Below are 16,311 nucleotides of genomic sequence, written 5' to 3'. Positions count from 1 at the left end.
ATCATGGCGACATGAGCGAACGAGTTGATGTCCTGATCATCGGCGGCGGGCTGGTCGGCGCCAGCCTGGCCATAGCGCTGCAGCGCATCGGCCGCAGCGCGTGCCTGCTGGAAGCCACCGCAGGTGGCGCGCTGCCGGCGGTGTTCGACCAGCGCAACCTCAGCTTTGCGGCAGCCACGGTCAACGCACTGACCGCGCTGGGCGTGATGCAGAAGCTGTCCAGTGCGCCGGGACCGATCACCCGCATCCATGTCAGTCGTGCCGGTGACTTCGGCCGCGTGCAGTTGGCGGCAGCCGACTACGGTCGCCCGTGGTTCGGCCAGGTGGTGGTGGCGCGTGACTTCGGCATGGCGCTGGAGGCGCGGCTGCAGGAGCTGCCGCAGCTGCAGCGGCGGCGTCCGGCGCGCTTCATCGGGCTGGGCGCGGTCATCGATGGGTATCGCCAGGTCCACGTACAGGATGACCAGGGCGAGCACACGCTGCAGGCGCGGCTGGTGGTGGGTGCCGATGGTACCGCCAGCGGGCTGCGCGGCGCGCTGGGGATCGGCGTGGATGAGCATGATTTCCAGCAGACGTTGTTCGTGGCGCGGGTACGCAGCCAACGCGCACCGGATGGCACCGCATGGGAGCGCCTGACCGATACCGGCCCGACCGCGCTGCTGCCGCGCGGCGACCGCCATTTCGGCGTGGTGCACGGGGTGGCCCGCGATGAGGCCGATGCGGTCATGGCGCTGGACGATGCGGCCTGGCTGGCGCGGCTGCAGGCGGCGGTGGGCTGGCGCGCCGGGCGCCTGCTGGAGTCTGGTCCGCGCGCGGCGTATCCGCTGCGCCAGGTGCTGTCGCGTGCGCTGGTGGCCGAGCGTGCGGTGCTGCTCGGCAATGCCGCGCAGACCATCCATCCACTGGGTGCGCAGGGCTTCAACCTGGGCCTGCGCGATGCGCTGACTCTGGCCGAGCTGCTGGAAACCGAGGGCGATGCCGGTGCCGATGCGCTGCTGCACGCCTACGCGGCGCGGCGCGGGGATGACCGTGCGCAGACCATTGCGTTCTCCGGTGGACTGGCGCGCCTGACAAGCAATGACGCACCGTTGTTGCGGCCACTGCGCAGCCTCGGCCTGCTGGCCACTCAGGCCACGTCGCTGCAGTCGCTGCTGGTCGGCGGTTCGATGGGCTTCCGCGGCGACGTACCGAAATTGTGCCGCGGAGAAGCCGCATGAGCCGCCGCGCACGTACCGATGTGGTGATCGTCGGCGGCGGCGTGGTGGGCGCCACCTGCGCGCTGGCGCTGGCCGATGCCGGCCTGTCGGTGGCCGTGGTCGAAGGCCACGAGCCGGCACCGTGGCAGGCCGCGCAGCCGGACCTGCGGGTGTTCGCCTTCGCCACGGACAATGTGCAGCTGCTGCAGCGGCTCGGGGTGTGGGAATCGATCACGCGCGGTCGCGCGCATCCCTATCGGCGCATGCAGGTGTGGGATGCCGCCGGGGGCGATGACCTGCTGTTCGACGCGGACCGCTTCGGCCGCAGCGAACTGGGCTGGATCATCGAAAACGGCCTGCTGGTGGATCGGCTGTGGGCGGCCCTGCCGGGCGCCGGGGTCGAGGTGCATTGCCCGGCCCGCGTCGAAGGCATGGAACAGGACGAGCACGGCGTGCGCCTGCGGCTGCAGGACGGGCGCCGCATCGAGGCGGGCCTGGCCATCGCCGCCGATGGCGCCGAATCCACGCTGCGCCAGCTGGCCGGGATCGCCGTGGACCGCCACGATTACCATCAGCGTGGCGTGGTGGCCTACGTGGACAGCGAGCTGCCCAACCAGGCCACGGCATGGCAGCGTTTCCTGCCGGGCGGGCCATTGGCGCTGCTGCCGGTGGCCGAACGACGCAGCTCAATCGTGTGGACCTTGCCGGAAGACGAGGCCGCGCGCGTGCTGCAGCTGGACGAAGCCGCGTTCAACCGCGAACTGACCCGCGCCTTCGGCGGGCGGCTGGGCGCGCTGCAGCTGGCGTCCAGCCGCGCCGCTTTCCCGCTGCGCCGCCAGCTGGCCCGCCATTACGTTGCCGGCCGCGTGCTGGCGCTGGGCGATGCGGCGCACGTGGTGCATCCGCTGGCCGGCCAGGGGGTCAACCTCGGCCTGCGCGACGTGGCCGCGCTGCAGCGCTGGCTGGCGCCGTCGGCGCAGCGGCGTGGCCAGCCGCAGCTGTCACCGCAGCGGCTGCAGCGCTGGGCGCGTGAGCGCCGCAGCGACAACACGATCGCCGCCTACAGCTTCGATGGCATCAACCGGCTGTTCTCCAATGACGAACTGCACCTGACCCTGGCACGCGGCCGCGTGCTGGGTTGCACCGGCAAGCTGTCACCGCTGCTGCAGGTGTTCTGGAAGCGCGCGGCGGGGGTCTGATCGCCGCCTTCGAGGTGGGTGACGACCGTTGGTCGTCACAGCTCAACCCTCAATCCAGCAACCACCCGGCCAGGTCATCACGATCCAGCTTGCCGCGGCGTTTCACGTCCAGCGAAATGAACTCATCAGCCAGCGATGGATTGGCCTGCGCCTCGTCGCGACTGATGTAGCCGTCAGCGTCGACATCCAGTTCGGCGAAGTGGATCCGGTACTGGCCGGCAGCGCTGGACGGCGTCAGCGAACGCACCGTCACCGGCGTCTCGCCCAGCGGCACCACGATGTCCACGCTGCCGGTCACCCGGCCGGCGGACAGCTCCTGCGCACGCACCACGCCGCCGTCATCGCGCAGCGGCTGGCTCTGCGCGGGGGCAGGACGCGGCTGTTGCGCGACTGCGGCCGCGCTGGCGAGCAGCAGGAGGAAAAAGTAGAGGCGGCGGGGTGACGACGACATCAGCGAACTCCGGACAGTCCAGGCAGCATGCGCGCCGAATCTGAAAGCTGCCATTGCGCGCAGCCGCCATAGTCTCACGAACGCCAATCAGCAGGAATTATTGAAGATGTACGTGAGCGATTGGGCCACGAATGCGAGCAACGCGCTTTGGAGGTTGTTCCACCCCGCTCGGGCGGACCGGGTGGACACGGCCCTTCGCATCGCGAACGGAAAAGACCTGGAGCGCAAGCCGCTGGCCGTCCTGCTCCGCGCGGTCAGCAACGCTGCCAGTCAGCGCAATGATGCCGGGTGCAGCTCGCCCGCGTACTGGCTTTGGGCGCATGCGAGCGGGAAAACGCAATTGTCACCGTTGATGGTGGTTGACGCGGTACAAGCGCTCAAGCAGGACGAGAGCGGGAGGTTGGAGTCCCTGCTACGGAACAGCGGAGGTACGCGGCCGGGGAGTACCCATGCAGGACAGATCAACGCGACCCGCGAGGTGATCGCTGCGGCGCGACAGTTCAGCAGGCACGTGCGCGTGGCGGCGTCTTCCGCGCAGGGCGGCACGCCGTGAGCTTTGCGGTAAAGGGCTGCCTGGCCCCTCTGCGTGCGCTGCAGCGCCATTGGCCCGGCATGAGCAGCCGAACCGCCGACCCGCTGGATGCGGGAACCTGCAAGGCGGTGGAGAGCGTGCTGATCACGGTGGCCAATGCCAGCGACGCCGGCCTGGTGCCCTCCAGCCGAGCACAGAAACTGCACGATCGGGTGCAGCGCGAGCAGCTGCAGGAAACGGCGCGGCCGATGAGCCGGCGCAAGCTGGCGTGCAACCTGCGGCGCCTGCAGGGAGAGTATGAAGCCAAGCGCAGCGAGCTGCGGGCATCGGGACTGCGCTGGTCGAAGGACTGGATGATGGGCGTGGAAGACTACGATGCCGACGCGCTCGCCCGGGTGTACGCGCGTATCGAGGCGGCGTCGGCCGTCATCAACAGTGCGGAAGCGGCGCGGGCCGAAATGGAGCTGCCACGCGCGCGTCCCGCGACCTGGTGACGCAGGTGCCAAGCCCGCGCCGGCCTGCGAGGACCCGGTGGCGCGCCACGTGCACGCCACCCGGCGTCACCGGGTGGCTCAGCGCAGTGGCGATGCCAGCACGGTGATCTCTTCGCGGTCGTGGTAGAGCTGCTTGGCGCGCACGGTCAGCGACTTGCCGGCCTGTTCCTCGAACAGTTCCAGGCACAGGCGGGTTTCATCCCAGCGCTTCTTCATCGGCAGTTTCAGGTTGAAGATCGCGTGCTTGCACCAGCCTTCGCGGAACCAGGTCGCCATGCGCTCGGCCACCCGGCGCGGCTGCTCCACCATGTCGCAGACCATCCAGTCCAGCGACTGTTCGGGCGACCAGTGGAAGCCATCGGCACGCAGGTGTTCGACCAGGCCGGTGTCCAGCACGTGCTGGCGCAGCGGACCGTTGTCGATGCTCAGCACCCGCAGGTGCTGGCGGGTCAGTACCCAGGTCCAGCCGCCCGGTGCGGCGCCGAGATCGGCCGCGCGCATGCCGGGTTTCATCAGCGCTTCGCGTTCTTCGGCGGTGAGCAGCGTCAGCAGGGCCTCTTCCAGCTTCAGTGCGGAGCGCGAAGGCGCGTCCGGCAGCAGCTTCAGGCGCGGTATTCCCAGCGCCCACGGGGCACTGTCGGCGGGTGCAGCGACGCAGACGAAGGCATGGGTGCCGTCGACGAACACCACGTGCAGGCGCGGCAGCTTCTCGTTCGGCTTGTCGGTCAGCTTGCCGGCCTTGCGCAACGCCGGACGCAGCGCGTTGCCGAACGCGCGCGACAGCCCGGACAGCGGCTTGCCGGCGTCCGAATCGGGATGTTCCACCCACAGGTCGCCAAAGCGCGGTGCATCGCGCAGTACCGCCAGCATCGGGGTGATGCGGTCGGCCGGATCCAGCTGCGGCAGTTCAGCCAGTACCACCAGCTTCTGCCGCGCGAAGATCAGCTCGCGCCAGGACAGCATGCGGCTGAGCGCGGCGGCTTCGTCGCACATGAAAAGCACGTAGCCATCATTGCGCTGGGTACGCGCATAGCCGGCGAAACCGAACTCGCCCGCGCGCGCGGTCAGTTCGCCCGCCAGTTCCGGTTCGAAGCCCTGGCGGCACAGGCACAGCAGGCCTATCCCTGCCGTGGCAGCAGACGTATCAGTAGCGGGCGCCATCGGCTTCTCCATAAGCGCGCAGCACGGCGCGCGCGTCGTCGCGGTTGAGGCCCTGCACCACCTCGATACCGCGCTTGTTGAGTTCACCCACCCAGTCCGCCGGCAGCGGGCCTTCGTCGAACGGGGTCAGTTCTTCCACGTCGGCCGCACTGGCGCCGATCAGCAGCCGATCGATGCCAGCCCAGACGGTGGCGCCGTAGCACTGGCAGCAGGGCTGGGACGACGTCGCCAGCGTGATCGGGGACAGCACATCGTTCAGTCGCGGGGTCTGCAGGCGCTGCTGGGCCAGCATGTAGGCCATGTTCTCGGCGTGCGCCAGCGACGTGTTGTGGGGCATCACGCGGTTCACGCCCACGGCGATGACCTGGTCATCCGGGCCGAACACCACCGCGCCGAACGGGCCGCCGCTGGCATGCTCGACGTTCGACCTGGACAGCGCGATGGCCAGCGCGACCTTGGCCTCGTCGCCGGGATAGCGCTGATCCAGGTCGATCTGGTCATGGATCCAGGCGGGAAGGGTCAGGTGGACTTGCGCATACAGCATCGCGGGGTGCCTCTCATCGGGTTACGGGGGTGGAACACAACAGCAGCCGCGCGCAGTGTAGCCCGCGTCCGATGAAGCGGACGGGCAGGGGCGGCAGGCGGCGATGGCGCGCGGGGGTGGCCGCGCGCGCAGGATGTCGGGGTCAGGCCGACCAGGTATCGCGCAGGGTGACGCTGCGGTTGAACACCGGGCGGGTCGCGGTGTGGTCGCGGCGATCGGCCACGAAGTAGCCGGTGCGCTCGAACTGGAAGGACAGCTCCGGCGGCGCGATGGCGGCGGCGGGCTCGACGTAACCTGTCACGGTGCGGCGCGATTCCGGATTCAGGTAGTCGCGGTAGGTCTTGCCTTCCGATTCGTCGTCCGGGTCGGCGACCGAGAACAGGCGGTCGTACAGGCGCACTTCGGCCGGCACCGCATGCACGGCGCTGACCCAATGGATGGTGCCCTTGACCTTGCGGTTGGCGCCTTCCATGCCCGGGCGCGATTCCGGATCCAGCCAGCCGCGCAGTTCGGTGATGGTGCCGTCGGCATCCTTGATCACCTCATCGCAGCGGATGATGCCGGCACCGCGCAGGCGCACTTCGCCACCCGGCAGCAGGCGTTTGAAGCCCTTCGGCGGCACTTCGGCGAAGTCTTCGCGCTCGATCCACAGTTCGCGCGAGAACGGCACGTTGCGGGTGCCGAACGACTCGTCCTTCGGGTGGTTGCTGAAGGTCAGCGATTCTTCATGGCCTTCCGGCAGGTTGACCAGCACCAGCTTGACCGGGTCGATCACCGCCATGCGGCGCGCCGCAGCGCTGTCCAGGTCTTCGCGCAGCGCGCCTTCCAGCACGCTGAAATCGATCTGCGAATTCTGCTTGCTGATGCCCACGCGTTCGGCGAACAGGCGCATCGCCGCCGGCGTGTAACCACGACGACGCAGGCCCTGCAGGGTCGGCATGCGCGGGTCATCCCAGCCGTCCACCAGCTGTTCGGTGACCAGCGCCATCAGCTTGCGCTTGCTCATTACCGTGTAGTTGATGTTCAGGCGCGAGAACTCGATCTGGCGCGGCTTGGCCGCTTCACGCGGCAGCCCGGCATCGACCAGCGGCGCGGTCAGCGCATCGTCATGCGCGAAGTCCACGTTGTCCACGCACCAGTCATACAGCGGCCGGTGGTCTTCGAATTCCAGCGTGCACAGCGAATGGGTGATGCCTTCCAGCGAATCGCCGAGCGCATGGGCGAAGTCGTACATGGGGTAGATCGGCCAGTCCGAACCGGTGTTCTGGTGCTCGACGTGCTTGATGCGGTACAGCGCCGGATCGCGCAGGTTGATGTTGCCGCTGGCCATGTCGATCTTCGCGCGCACGGTGCGTGCACCGTCCGGGAACTCGCCGGCGCGCATGCGCGCGAACAGGTCCAGGTTTTCTTCCACGCTGCGCTCGCGGTAGGGCGAGGGGCGGCCGGGTTCGGTCAGGGTGCCGCGGTAGGCGCGCACTTCTTCGGCCGACAGGTCGCACACGTAGGCCTTGCCGTCGCGGATCAGCTTCTGCGCGGCCAGGTAATAGGCCTGGAAGTAGTCCGAGGCATGCCGCAGCTCGTTCCATTCAAAGCCCAGCCAGCGCACGTCGTCCTGGATGGCGGCCACGTACTCGGGGTCTTCCTTGGCCGGATTGGTGTCGTCGAAGCGCAGGTTGCAGACGCCGCCGAACTCGCCGGCGATGCCGAAGTTCAGGCAGATCGACTTGGCATGGCCGATGTGCAGGTAGCCGTTGGGTTCGGGCGGGAAGCGGGTCTTGATCGCCTGGTGCTTGCCGCTGGCCAGGTCCTCGCGCACGATCTGGCGGATGAAATCGCGCTTCTCGGGGCTGTCGACGGGGGTCTCGGGGCTGGCAGGGGTGTGCTCGGACATGATGCGGCAATCAAGGGCAGAAAGACCGCCAGTCTAGCGTGTCGGGGGCTGGCTTGCCCGGTGCGGCTGCAGGCAGCGGTCCGTACATCGGGGCGGGCGTATGCTGGCAGCCAGCCGCCGAGGAGATGCCATGCACATCGTATACAAGGCCGACAACCTGTTTGACGCGCATCTGGTCAAGCACGCGCTGGAGGAAGCGGGCATTCCTGCCTTCGTGTTCGGCGAATCGCTGCTGGGCGGGATGGGTGAACTGCCGCTGTTCGGCGTGCTGCGGGTGGCCATCCCCGAGGCGGCACGGCCGGAAGCTGAAGCGATCGTTGCCGGACTGGACTTGGGCCCTGCCCCTGGCGACCCCATTTCAGACACAGACGATCTTGCCGGACAGCCGGCCTAGGAGCACCACATGTTGGGACTTGGTAACGGCATCCTCGGCATCGGGGCCTTCAAGCAGCGCCTGCCGCGTCCGGAAGAGGCCCTGCCGGGCCGCGACCAGCCGCTGCCGCTGCACAGCAACCAGCACTTCGTGAACAGCCATCCGCTGAAGGACCGGTTCGCCGGATTCGAGCGGATCCGCTTCGCGCTGGGCTGCTTCTGGGGCGCCGAGCGAAAGTTCTGGACGCTGCCGGGGGTGTACAGCACCTCGGTCGGTTATGCCGGTGGCGTGACGCCGAATCCGACCTACGAAGAGGTGTGTTCCGGGCTCACCGGCCACACCGAGGTGGTGGAGGTGGTGTTCGACCCGAAGCTGGTCAGCGTGGCGCAGCTGCTGCAGGTGTTCTGGGAAAGCCACGACCCGACCCAGGGCATGCGCCAGGGCAACGACACCGGCACCCAGTACCGTTCGGCGATCCACTGCCTGACCGAGGCCGAGTACGCCGCGGCGGTGGCCAGCCGGGATGCGTATGCGGTGCAGTTGGAGGCGGCCGGCTATGGGCCGATCACCACCGAGATCGTGTATCCGGCACCGGAGTACTACTACGCCGAGGACTATCACCAGCAGTATCTGGCGAAGAATCCGAATGGTTACTGCGGGATCGGCGGCACCGGTGTGAGCTGCCCGATCGGGTTGCCGCCTGCGGCGGGCTGAGGCTTTTCAGTCAACGTCAACGTCTACGTCAACGTCAAAAGCGGGCAGGGCTGCGGGTTGGTGGGGCGGGGTGGCTGTGCAGGACACGCCGTGAATCCGTCCATGGAGGCTCGCTTTTCGCATCCATGCGAAAAGACGGTCCTGCACAGCCACCCCGCCCCACCTTCGACAGGTCCATGGTGGCCATGGACAAGGCGGTGGGCGGGAAGGTTAGGAGGAAGAAGGGGTCAGGATCCTTTCGCGCAGCGAAAGGACCCTGACCCCTTCCTTTGCTTTTTTTTTATTTTCATTGCGCGGGTGGCGGCCACCGGAACCTGTCAGAGGGTCGGGCGGTGGGGCTGGGCGGGGGCGTTGAGCGCCATGGATGGCGCGAAACGAGGCCCGCATGGATGCAGCTTCTGCCGTCCCCCGCATAGCCTCCCCGCCCGGCCCACCCCCAGCTTCAGCCTGAAAGCCACCCGCGAGGGGGTCTCACCCGTTCGACCACCCCAACCCCATCACAGCTCCGCGCGGATCCGCGCCCGCAGGCTTTCCAGATCCTTGGCGAACGCCTCGATCCCGGTCGCCAGCTTCTCCGTCGCCATCGGATCGGCAGCAAGGTCGGCGGCAAAGCGTGCCCCATCGATCGGTGCAGTTGCCACCGCTTCAGCGGAACCTGCTACCAGCACGCGCGGCAGGTCGCCGTGCTCGGCATCCAGCTTTTCCAGCAGATCCGGCGAAATCGTCAGGCGATCGCAGCCGGCCAGTGCTTCGATCTGCGCAGTGGAACGGAACGAAGCGCCCATCACCACGGTCGGCGAACCGCGGCGCTTGAACTCGGCATATACGCCGCGCACGAACACCACGCCGGGGTCTTCATCGATGCTGGCCGGCGCCTGGCCGTTGGCCACGTACCAGTCCAGGATGCGGCCGACGAAGGGCGAGATCAGGAACGCACCGGCTTCGCTGCAGGCCAGTGCCTGGGTGGGATTGAAGATCAACGTCAGGTTGCAGTCGATGCCTTCGTCCTGCAGCACGCGTGCCGCTTCGATGCCTTCCCAGGTCGCGGCGATCTTGATCAGGATCTTCTCGCGCGGCACGCCGGCGTCGGCGTACATCTGCACGAAGCGGCGCGCCTTGGCGATGGTGGCCTCGGTGTCATGCGACTTGTCCGCATCCACTTCGGTGGACACGCGGCCCGGCACCAGCGTGCTCAACAGCGTGCCGACACCGACGGTCAGGCGGTCCGCAACAGCGTTGACCACGCTTTCGCGGTCACCGCCCTGTGCGCGGCCCCAGGCCAGTTCGCGGGCGATCAGGTCCGCATAGACCGGCAGGTCCAGCGCCTTCTTCACCAGGGTCGGATTGGTCGTGCAATCGACCGGCTGCAGCCGCTTGATGGCGTCGTAATCACCAGTATCGGCGACCACCACGGAGAGGTCGCGCAGCTGGGCCAGTTTGGACGGGGTAGTGCTCATTGCAGCTCCATCAGTGCGGGCGCGCGTGGGGCGCAGCCGGGTAACAGGAATTCTTCAGAGGGCGTCGTCGTGCACCGCGGTGACGCGCAGCTTGAGCTTGCGTCCGCCGGGGGCATCCCAGTCGATGCTCTGGCCGATGGACAGGCCCAGCAACGCGGTACCGACCGGCGCCAGCACCGACACCTTGTGTTCGTCGACGTTCGCTTCGCGCGGGTAGACCAGGGTCAGGACGTGCTTCTCACCGGAGGTGGCATCTTCGCATTCAACGCGCGAGTGCATCTTGACGACGCCTTCGGGCATCTCGCCGGGCGCCTTCACGGTGGCGCGGGTCAGTTCGTCGGACAGCGCAGCAGCAGCCGGCAAGGCGCTTGCGGCGGGGGAATCCAGCAGGGCCTCCAGACGGGCCAGATCATGGGAAGAAACGGTAATGGACGGCGGCAGGCCGCTTGCGGTGGTCATGGGACTACTCCTTGAAAGGGACCATACAAAAGGCGGCACCAGTTGGCGCCGCCTGATTCTATTGTGGGGACAAACGGGGCAGGAATCGACCCACCCGCGCGCGCCGCCGTCTTCATTGTTCGGCTGCGGCTCAGCCCGGCAGGGCGTTGATGTCGCTTTCGGCTTGTCGTGAGGGCAGCAACGGCCCGCCCGACAACGTGAACAGGGAGGCGGGAAGGTGCTTGAACTGGTCCGCCAGCTGCTCCAGGAACCCGTTCATCGCCGAGCTGCGTCGCCACGCCATCGCGATCCGGCGACTTGGCGGATTGTCACCGACCAGGTCGAGCAGCCGGATGTTGTCCGAACGCGGAACCGGCGGCTTCACCGACAGCGTCGGCATCAAGGTGATGCCCACGTCGGCAGCGACCATCTGGCGCAGTGTCTCCAGGCTGGTGGCGCGGAACTCGGATTTCTCGTTGGCGCCGAACAACCGGCAGACTTCCAGCGCCTGGTCGCGCAGGCAGTGGCCATCTTCCAGCAGCAGCAGGCGCTGTGCGGACAGCTCCTGCACATCCAGCTGGCGGCGGTTGGCCAGCGGATGCTGGGCCGACACGGCGAGCAGGAACGGCTCCTCGAACAGGAACTCGGTGTGCAGCTGCTCATCCAGCACCGGCAGCGCCAGCAGTGCGGCATCCAGCTTGCCTTCGCGCAGCCGGGCCAGCAGCACGTCGCTCTTTTCTTCAACCAGCAGCAGCTCCAGGTGCGGGAAGCGCTCGCGGATGCGTGGAATCACATGGGGCAGCAGGTAGGGCCCCAACGTCGGGAAGATCCCCAGCCGGACCGCGCCTGCTTCCGGGTCGCGGCTGCGGCGCGCGGCTTCCTTCATCTGTTCCACTTCAGCCACGATGACGCGGGCCCGCGCGGCCGCATCCACGCCGGCGGGCGTCAGCATCACTTTGCGCGGCGCGCGTTCCACCAGCGGCAACCCCAGCTCTTCTTCCAGCTTGCGGATCTGGGTGGAAAGGGTGGGTTGGCTGACGAAACACGCCGCGGCGGCCTTGCCGAAATGGCGATGGTCGGCCAACGCCACCAGGTACTTCAGATCACGTAGGTTCATCCTGAGACCTCATTGGGTAGGGACCGGGACGGCGTGGCTTACCCAGCGGACATGCGGTGATCCCGGTGACCTGGGACCCTGTGTCAGGCAGCTTCGGCGACGGCACCGCTGCTCTTGGTCATGGACGAACGGATCAGGTGATCGAAGGCACTCAAGGCAGCCGTCGATCCAGCGCCCATGGCGATGATGATCTGCTTGTACGGTACGGTCGTGCAATCTCCGGCGGCAAACACTCCGGGAAGATTGGTCTGGCCGCGATCATCGATGACGATTTCACCTCGCGGCGAAAGGGTGATGACGTCAGTCAGGAATTCGGTATTGGGCAGCAGTCCTATTTGCACGAAGATGCCTTCCAGTTCCACCCGGTGCGAATCGCCGCCGATGCGGTCCTTGTAGACAAGCCCGGTCACCTTCTGCCCGTCACCCAGGACTTCCGTGGTCTGTGCGCTGGTCAGCACGGTCACGTTGCCCAGGCTGTGCAGCTTGCGCTGCAGGACCTCGTCGGCGCGCAGCCTGTCGTCGAATTCCAGCAGGGTGACGTGGGACACCAGGCCGGCCAGGTCGATCGCCGCTTCCACGCCGGAATTGCCGCCGCCCACCACCGCCACGCGCTTGCCCTTGAACAGCGGGCCATCGCAGTGCGGGCAGTACGCCACGCCCTTGTTGCGGTACTGGTCTTCACCGGGCACGTTCATCTGCCTCCAGCGCGCGCCGGTGGACAGGATCACGGTGCGCGACTTGAGCACCGCGCCGTTTTCCAGCTGCACCTGGACCAGCCCGTCGTCGCCGGCCGGCACCAGGCCGGTGGCACGCTGCAGGTTCATGATGTCCACGTCGTACTCGCGCACGTGCTGTTCCAGCGCCATGGCCATCTTCGGGCCTTCGGTTTCCTTCACCGAAACGAAGTTCTCGATCGCCATCGTGTCCAGCACCTGGCCGCCAAAACGCTCGGCAGCCACGCCGGTCCGGATGCCCTTGCGTGCGGCATAGATCGCCGCGGCCGCGCCGGCCGGACCGCCGCCCACCACCAGCACGTCGTAGGCCTCCTTGGTCGCCAGCTTGGCGGCGTCGCGCTTGGCTGCACCGGTATCGAGCTTGGCCACCACCTGTTCCAGCGTCATCCGGCCCTGGTCGAACAGCTCACCGTTGAGGTAGACCGTCGGCACCGACATGATCTGGCGCTGCTCCACTTCGTCCTGGAACAGGGCGCCGTCGATGGCCACGTGCTGGATGCGCGGGTTCAGTACGGCCGCCAGGTTCAGCGCCTGCACCACGTCCGGGCAGTTCTGGCAGGACAGCGAGAAATAGGTCTCGAACTTGTACTCGCCTTCCAGGTTCTGCACGGCCTCGATGACCTCGGCAGTGGCCTTGGACGGGTGGCCGCCGACCTGCAGCAGGGCCAGCACCAGCGAAGTGAACTCATGGCCCATCGGCAGGCCGGCGAAGGTCAGGTGGATGTCCTGGCCCGGGCTGCCCAGGTCGAAGGAGGGCACCCGGCCGACGCCGTCGCGCAGCACGGTCAGGCTGATCTGGTCGGACAGGACGTCAAGGGTGGTCAGCAGCTCCAGCATCTCCTGCGCCTTGGCGCCGTCATCGGCACGCGCGGTGATCTGGATGGGGCGCGTCACGCGCTCCAGGTAGGTTTTCAGCTGCGACTGCAGGTTGGCGTCCAACATGGTCTTCTCCTGGCTTCAGGCAAAACGGGGGCGTGGCACCGCGACAGAGCGTAGCGGACCAGCAGGGGGTAGGGGTGAACCGAAGACAGCCGCAGGGGAAGGGGCTGGCGGCTGCTGGCATCAGCGGCTGGCTTCGGTTCACCCCCACGCCCGCGTGGGGCGGGCATGGGAGCAACGTGCAGCGTTTAGATCTTGCCGACCAGGTCCAGCGACGGGGTCAGGGTCTTCTCGCCTTCCTTCCACTTGGCCGGGCAGACCTGGTTCGGGTTGGCGGCGGTGAACTGGGCAGCCTTCAGCTTGCGCAGGGTCTCGGACACGTCACGGGCGATCTCGTTGGAGTGGATCTCCAGGGTCTTGATCACGCCTTCCGGGTTGATGACGAAGGTGCCACGCAGGGCCATGCCATCTTCCTGGATGTGCACGCCGAAGGCGTTGGTCAGCTGGTGGGTCGGATCGCCGACCAGCGGGAACTGCGCCTTGCCGACGGCCGGCGAGGTTTCGTGCCAGATCTTGTGGGCGAAGTGCGAGTCGGTGGTGACGATGTAGACCTCGGCACCGGCCTTCTGGAACTCGGCGTAATGGTCAGCCGCGTCTTCGATTTCGGTCGGGCAGTTGAAGGTGAAAGCGGCCGGCATGAAGATCAGGACGGACCACTGGCCCTTCAGGGTACGGTCGGAAACCTTGATGAACTCGCCATTCAGGTACGCATTGGCTTCGAACGGCTGGATCTGGGTGTTGATCAGGGACATGGATATTCCTCTTGGGTGAAGGGGAGTGGGTCTAGCGACAGGACCTAGAGTACCGGCTTCAATTCAATAAGGACAATGCATTGATCGCATCTATCCAATAGGCTGTAACTATTAATAAGGAGGTGCGTCGTGAAGTCTGTCGGCGGGTGTTCGCGCTTTAAATAAATAGATTCAATGCCTTGCGTGCGTGATCGGATCGGGCTCCTGATAGCCTCAGCCAATGCTGGGTGACGCTGCAGCTGAACGAAGCGCATCGGCTCCGGTCCCGTGATGTCGCCGCGTGCCGGGTTCGTTGCGACGCCTTGGGCTAAGCTGCCGCCCCCACGCAAGGTCCTGACCATGAGCGCGCGACCCGACATGCTGATACGCGACCTGCTGGCTGACGCCTCAGCCCGGCTGGGCGGTGCGCAGGCCCGGCACGAGGCCGAGCTGTTGCTGCTGCATGCACTGCAGCGCCCCCGCAGCTGGCTGTTCGCGCATGCCACGGATCCGGTCGGCCTGGCCGAGCGCGACAGCTTCCACGCACTGCTGACGCGTCGCGTGGCAGGCGAGCCGGTGGCCTACATCACCGGCCAATGGGGCTTCTGGACGCTGCAGCTGGAGGTCACCCCGGCCACCCTGATCCCGCGGCCGGAAACCGAGTTGCTGGTCGAACAGGCGCTGGCCCGGTTGCCTGCGGAACAGCCATGCACGATCGCCGATCTCGGCACCGGCAGCGGCGCCATCGCACTGGCGCTGGCCAGTGAGCGTCCCCTCGCACAGGTGCTGGCGACCGATTTCAGTGCCGAGGCGCTGGCGGTGGCCACGCGCAATGCCGCGCGCAACACGGTGACCAACGTGGCGTTCGCGCAGGGCGCCTGGTATGCGCCGCTGCAGGGACGCCGCTTTGACCTGATCGCCAGCAATCCGCCCTACATCGCCAGCGACGATCCGCACCTTGCGCGCGGTGACCTGCGCTTCGAACCTGCGACCGCGCTCGCCTCCGGACACGACGGGCTGGATGACATCCGGCTGATCGCCGATGGGGCGACCGCCCACCTGCTGCCCGGTGGCTGGCTGCTGCTGGAACATGGCTGGGATCAGGGCGCGGCGATCCGCGCGCTGCTGCAGCAGGCGGGATTGAATGAAGTGGAAACGGTGCACGACCTGGAGCAGCGCGACCGGGTCACGCTGGGCCGGCGACCGGCCTAGAATGAGGGCTCTGTCCTGCCGCGCGCGGGGCATCACCACGGAGCTGCAAGCATGCGTACGCTGTACCCCGCCATCACCCCCTACGACGTCGGCACCCTGAAAGTCGATGACCGCCACACGCTGTACTTCGAACAGTGCGGCAACCCGGACGGCAAGCCGGTGGTGATGTTGCACGGTGGGCCGGGCGGCGGCTGCAGCGACAAGATGCGCCAGTTCCACGATCCGGCCAGGTACCGCATCATCCTGTTCGACCAGCGCGGTGCCGGGCGGTCCACCCCGCATGCGGACCTGGGGGACAACACCACCTGGGACCTGGTGGCCGATATCGAAAAACTGCGCGAGCACCTGTCGGTGGATCGCTGGCAGGTGTTCGGCGGCAGCTGGGGTTCCACGCTGGCGCTGGCGTATGCCGAAACCCATCCGCAGCGGGTGACCGAACTGGTGCTGCGCGGCATCTTCATGCTGCGCCGCTGGGAACTGGAATGGTTCTACCAGGAAGGCGCCAATCGCCTGTTCCCGGATGCGTGGGAGCATTACCTCAAGCCGATCCCGACCGTCGAGCGCCACGACCTGATTTCCGCCTTCCATCGTCGCCTGACCAGCGAAGACGAAGCCACCCGGCTGGCCGCGGCCAAGGCCTGGAGCGTGTGGGAAGGGGCCACCAGCTTCCTGCATGTGGACGATGACTTCGTCAACAGCCATGAAGACCCGCAGTTCGCGCTCGCCTTCGCGCGTATCGAAAACCACTACTTCGTCAACGGTGGCTTCTTCGAGGTGGAAGACCAGCTGCTGCGTGATGCGCACCGCATCGCCGACATCCCCGGGGTGATCGTGCACGGCCGCTACGACGTGGTGTGCCCGCTGGCCAACGCGTGGGAGCTGAGCAAGGCCTGGCCGAAGGCGAAGCTGGAGATCAGTCCGGCCTCCGGCCATTCCGCGTTCGAAGCCGAGAACGTGGACGCGCTGGTGCGCGCGACCGATTCGTTCGCCTGAACCCGCCCCGGTAGTGACGGCCGCTGGCCGTCGACAGCAACGGTAGTGACGGCCGCTGGCCGTCAGCTGCACCCGGTGGGTGACCGTCCCCGACCCGGTGGGTGACGACCGTTGGTCGTCACCGCGTGCAAATCC

17 protein-coding genes are annotated in these 16,311 nt (G+C 67.2%); 8 read left to right on the top strand and 9 right to left on the bottom strand.

The genetic code is table 11. From position 1 onward, the window contains the following. Positions 1-11: 11 nt before the first annotated feature. Together ubiH and RTX79_RS15100 are read left to right on the top strand one after the other, a co-directional pair. Entirely contained in the window at positions 12-1,217 is a 1,206-nt protein-coding gene (gene ubiH, locus RTX79_RS15105; protein WP_312684586.1) for a 2-octaprenyl-6-methoxyphenyl hydroxylase, read from the top strand. After that, positions 1,214-2,395, top strand: coding sequence for a UbiH/UbiF family hydroxylase (locus RTX79_RS15100; RefSeq protein ID WP_312684585.1), 1,182 nt, complete (start codon positions 1,214-1,216; stop codon positions 2,393-2,395). Before ubiH ends, RTX79_RS15100 begins: the two co-directional genes overlap by 4 nt. Before the next feature lie 49 nt (positions 2,396-2,444). Here the strand turns inward: RTX79_RS15100 and RTX79_RS15095 are convergent, their stop codons facing one another. Further along, complete coding sequence (locus RTX79_RS15095) at positions 2,445-2,846, bottom strand: EF-hand domain-containing protein (protein ID WP_312684584.1); 402 nt, start codon at positions 2,844-2,846, stop codon at positions 2,445-2,447. Between the two features lie 100 nt (positions 2,847-2,946). On the opposite strand from RTX79_RS15095, the gene RTX79_RS15090 reads away from it, so the two are divergent. Next, positions 2,947-3,399, top strand: coding sequence for a hypothetical protein (locus tag RTX79_RS15090; protein WP_312684583.1), 453 nt, complete (start codon positions 2,947-2,949; stop codon positions 3,397-3,399). Further along, the gene (locus RTX79_RS15085) at positions 3,396-3,872 is read left to right on the top strand and encodes a hypothetical protein (RefSeq protein WP_312684582.1); all 477 of its coding nucleotides are present in this window, start codon (positions 3,396-3,398) and stop codon (positions 3,870-3,872) included. Before RTX79_RS15090 ends, RTX79_RS15085 begins: the two co-directional genes overlap by 4 nt. A 78-nt stretch (positions 3,873-3,950) precedes the next feature. On the opposite strand, the gene rlmM is transcribed toward RTX79_RS15085, so the two are convergent. The 3 genes from rlmM to RTX79_RS15070 form a co-directional block, all read right to left on the bottom strand. Then, positions 3,951-5,033 carry a 23S rRNA (cytidine(2498)-2'-O)-methyltransferase RlmM gene (gene rlmM / locus RTX79_RS15080; RefSeq protein ID WP_312684581.1) on the bottom strand — a complete coding sequence of 361 codons (1,083 nt, stop codon included), beginning with the start codon at positions 5,031-5,033 and terminating at the stop codon, positions 3,951-3,953. Beyond that, on the bottom strand, positions 5,017-5,577 hold the full coding sequence (locus RTX79_RS15075) for a nucleoside deaminase (protein ID WP_057687288.1): 561 nt from the start codon (positions 5,575-5,577) through the stop codon (positions 5,017-5,019). The genes rlmM and RTX79_RS15075 overlap by 17 nt, the downstream gene beginning before the upstream one ends. Positions 5,578-5,719: 142 nt before the next feature. Continuing rightward, on the bottom strand, positions 5,720-7,468 hold the full coding sequence (locus RTX79_RS15070) for a glutamine--tRNA ligase/YqeY domain fusion protein (protein ID WP_312684580.1): 1,749 nt from the start codon (positions 7,466-7,468) through the stop codon (positions 5,720-5,722). 130 nt (positions 7,469-7,598) lie between these two features. Between RTX79_RS15070 and RTX79_RS15065 the strand changes: the two genes are divergently transcribed. Together RTX79_RS15065 and msrA are read left to right on the top strand one after the other, a co-directional pair. After that, the gene (locus RTX79_RS15065; RefSeq protein ID WP_312684579.1) at positions 7,599-7,862 is read left to right on the top strand and encodes a DUF2007 domain-containing protein; all 264 of its coding nucleotides are present in this window, start codon (positions 7,599-7,601) and stop codon (positions 7,860-7,862) included. A gap of 30 nt (positions 7,863-7,892) precedes the next feature. Beyond that, positions 7,893-8,555 (top strand): peptide-methionine (S)-S-oxide reductase MsrA, encoded by a 663-nt coding sequence (gene msrA / locus RTX79_RS15060; protein ID WP_312684609.1) that lies wholly within the window; start codon positions 7,893-7,895, stop codon positions 8,553-8,555. 497 nt (positions 8,556-9,052) lie between these two features. Here the strand turns inward: msrA and RTX79_RS15055 are convergent, their stop codons facing one another. The 5 genes from RTX79_RS15055 to ahpC form a co-directional block, all read right to left on the bottom strand. Beyond that, positions 9,053-10,012: a transaldolase gene (locus tag RTX79_RS15055; protein ID WP_312684578.1), complete on the bottom strand. Its 960-nt coding sequence runs from the start codon at positions 10,010-10,012 to the stop codon at positions 9,053-9,055. 54 nt (positions 10,013-10,066) lie between these two features. After that, complete coding sequence (gene rnk / locus RTX79_RS15050) at positions 10,067-10,471, bottom strand: nucleoside diphosphate kinase regulator (protein WP_312112093.1); 405 nt, start codon at positions 10,469-10,471, stop codon at positions 10,067-10,069. Between the two features lie 130 nt (positions 10,472-10,601). Then, positions 10,602-11,567 carry a LysR substrate-binding domain-containing protein gene (locus tag RTX79_RS15045; RefSeq protein WP_312684577.1) on the bottom strand — a complete coding sequence of 322 codons (966 nt, stop codon included), beginning with the start codon at positions 11,565-11,567 and terminating at the stop codon, positions 10,602-10,604. 83 nt (positions 11,568-11,650) lie between these two features. After that, complete coding sequence (gene ahpF, locus RTX79_RS15040) at positions 11,651-13,243, bottom strand: alkyl hydroperoxide reductase subunit F (RefSeq protein ID WP_312684576.1); 1,593 nt, start codon at positions 13,241-13,243, stop codon at positions 11,651-11,653. A gap of 185 nt (positions 13,244-13,428) precedes the next feature. After that, complete coding sequence (gene ahpC, locus RTX79_RS15035) at positions 13,429-13,992, bottom strand: alkyl hydroperoxide reductase subunit C (RefSeq protein WP_057687484.1); 564 nt, start codon at positions 13,990-13,992, stop codon at positions 13,429-13,431. A 339-nt stretch (positions 13,993-14,331) separates the two neighbouring features. Between ahpC and prmC the strand changes: the two genes are divergently transcribed. Together prmC and pip are read left to right on the top strand one after the other, a co-directional pair. Further along, positions 14,332-15,183: a peptide chain release factor N(5)-glutamine methyltransferase gene (gene prmC, locus RTX79_RS15030; RefSeq protein ID WP_312684575.1), complete on the top strand. Its 852-nt coding sequence runs from the start codon at positions 14,332-14,334 to the stop codon at positions 15,181-15,183. Positions 15,184-15,234: 51 nt separating this feature from the next. Beyond that, positions 15,235-16,176 (top strand): prolyl aminopeptidase, encoded by a 942-nt coding sequence (gene pip, locus RTX79_RS15025; protein WP_312684574.1) that lies wholly within the window; start codon positions 15,235-15,237, stop codon positions 16,174-16,176. Positions 16,177-16,311 lie beyond the last annotated feature (135 nt).

Origin of the sequence: Stenotrophomonas chelatiphaga (assembly GCF_032054965.1) — a bacterium.
In the GTDB taxonomy this organism is placed as follows: Bacteria; Pseudomonadota; Gammaproteobacteria; order Xanthomonadales; family Xanthomonadaceae; genus Stenotrophomonas; species Stenotrophomonas chelatiphaga.
Note: the sequence above shows the minus strand (reverse complement) of the source record. Positions and strands in the feature narration are given on the sequence as shown.

Excerpts from the sequence above, each read along its gene's own strand:
- RTX79_RS15065 (WP_312684579.1), top strand. The coding sequence starts at position 7,599 with ATGCACATCGTATACAAGGCCGACAACCTGTTTGACGCGCATCTGGTC.
- ahpF (WP_312684576.1), bottom strand. The coding sequence starts at position 13,243 with ATGTTGGACGCCAACCTGCAGTCGCAGCTGAAAACCTACCTGGAGCGC.
- RTX79_RS15095 (WP_312684584.1), bottom strand. The coding sequence starts at position 2,846 with ATGTCGTCGTCACCCCGCCGCCTCTACTTTTTCCTCCTGCTGCTCGCC.
- RTX79_RS15070 (WP_312684580.1), bottom strand. The coding sequence starts at position 7,468 with ATGTCCGAGCACACCCCTGCCAGCCCCGAGACCCCCGTCGACAGCCCC.
- prmC (WP_312684575.1), top strand. The coding sequence starts at position 14,332 with ATGAGCGCGCGACCCGACATGCTGATACGCGACCTGCTGGCTGACGCC.
- pip (WP_312684574.1), top strand. The coding sequence starts at position 15,235 with ATGCGTACGCTGTACCCCGCCATCACCCCCTACGACGTCGGCACCCTG.
- RTX79_RS15045 (WP_312684577.1), bottom strand. The coding sequence starts at position 11,567 with ATGAACCTACGTGATCTGAAGTACCTGGTGGCGTTGGCCGACCATCGC.
- RTX79_RS15075 (WP_057687288.1), bottom strand. The coding sequence starts at position 5,577 with ATGCTGTATGCGCAAGTCCACCTGACCCTTCCCGCCTGGATCCATGAC.
- RTX79_RS15100 (WP_312684585.1), top strand. The coding sequence starts at position 1,214 with ATGAGCCGCCGCGCACGTACCGATGTGGTGATCGTCGGCGGCGGCGTG.
- rnk (WP_312112093.1), bottom strand. The coding sequence starts at position 10,471 with ATGACCACCGCAAGCGGCCTGCCGCCGTCCATTACCGTTTCTTCCCAT.
- ahpC (WP_057687484.1), bottom strand. The coding sequence starts at position 13,992 with ATGTCCCTGATCAACACCCAGATCCAGCCGTTCGAAGCCAATGCGTAC.
- ubiH (WP_312684586.1), top strand. The coding sequence starts at position 12 with ATGAGCGAACGAGTTGATGTCCTGATCATCGGCGGCGGGCTGGTCGGC.
- RTX79_RS15055 (WP_312684578.1), bottom strand. The coding sequence starts at position 10,012 with ATGAGCACTACCCCGTCCAAACTGGCCCAGCTGCGCGACCTCTCCGTG.
- rlmM (WP_312684581.1), bottom strand. The coding sequence starts at position 5,033 with ATGGCGCCCGCTACTGATACGTCTGCTGCCACGGCAGGGATAGGCCTG.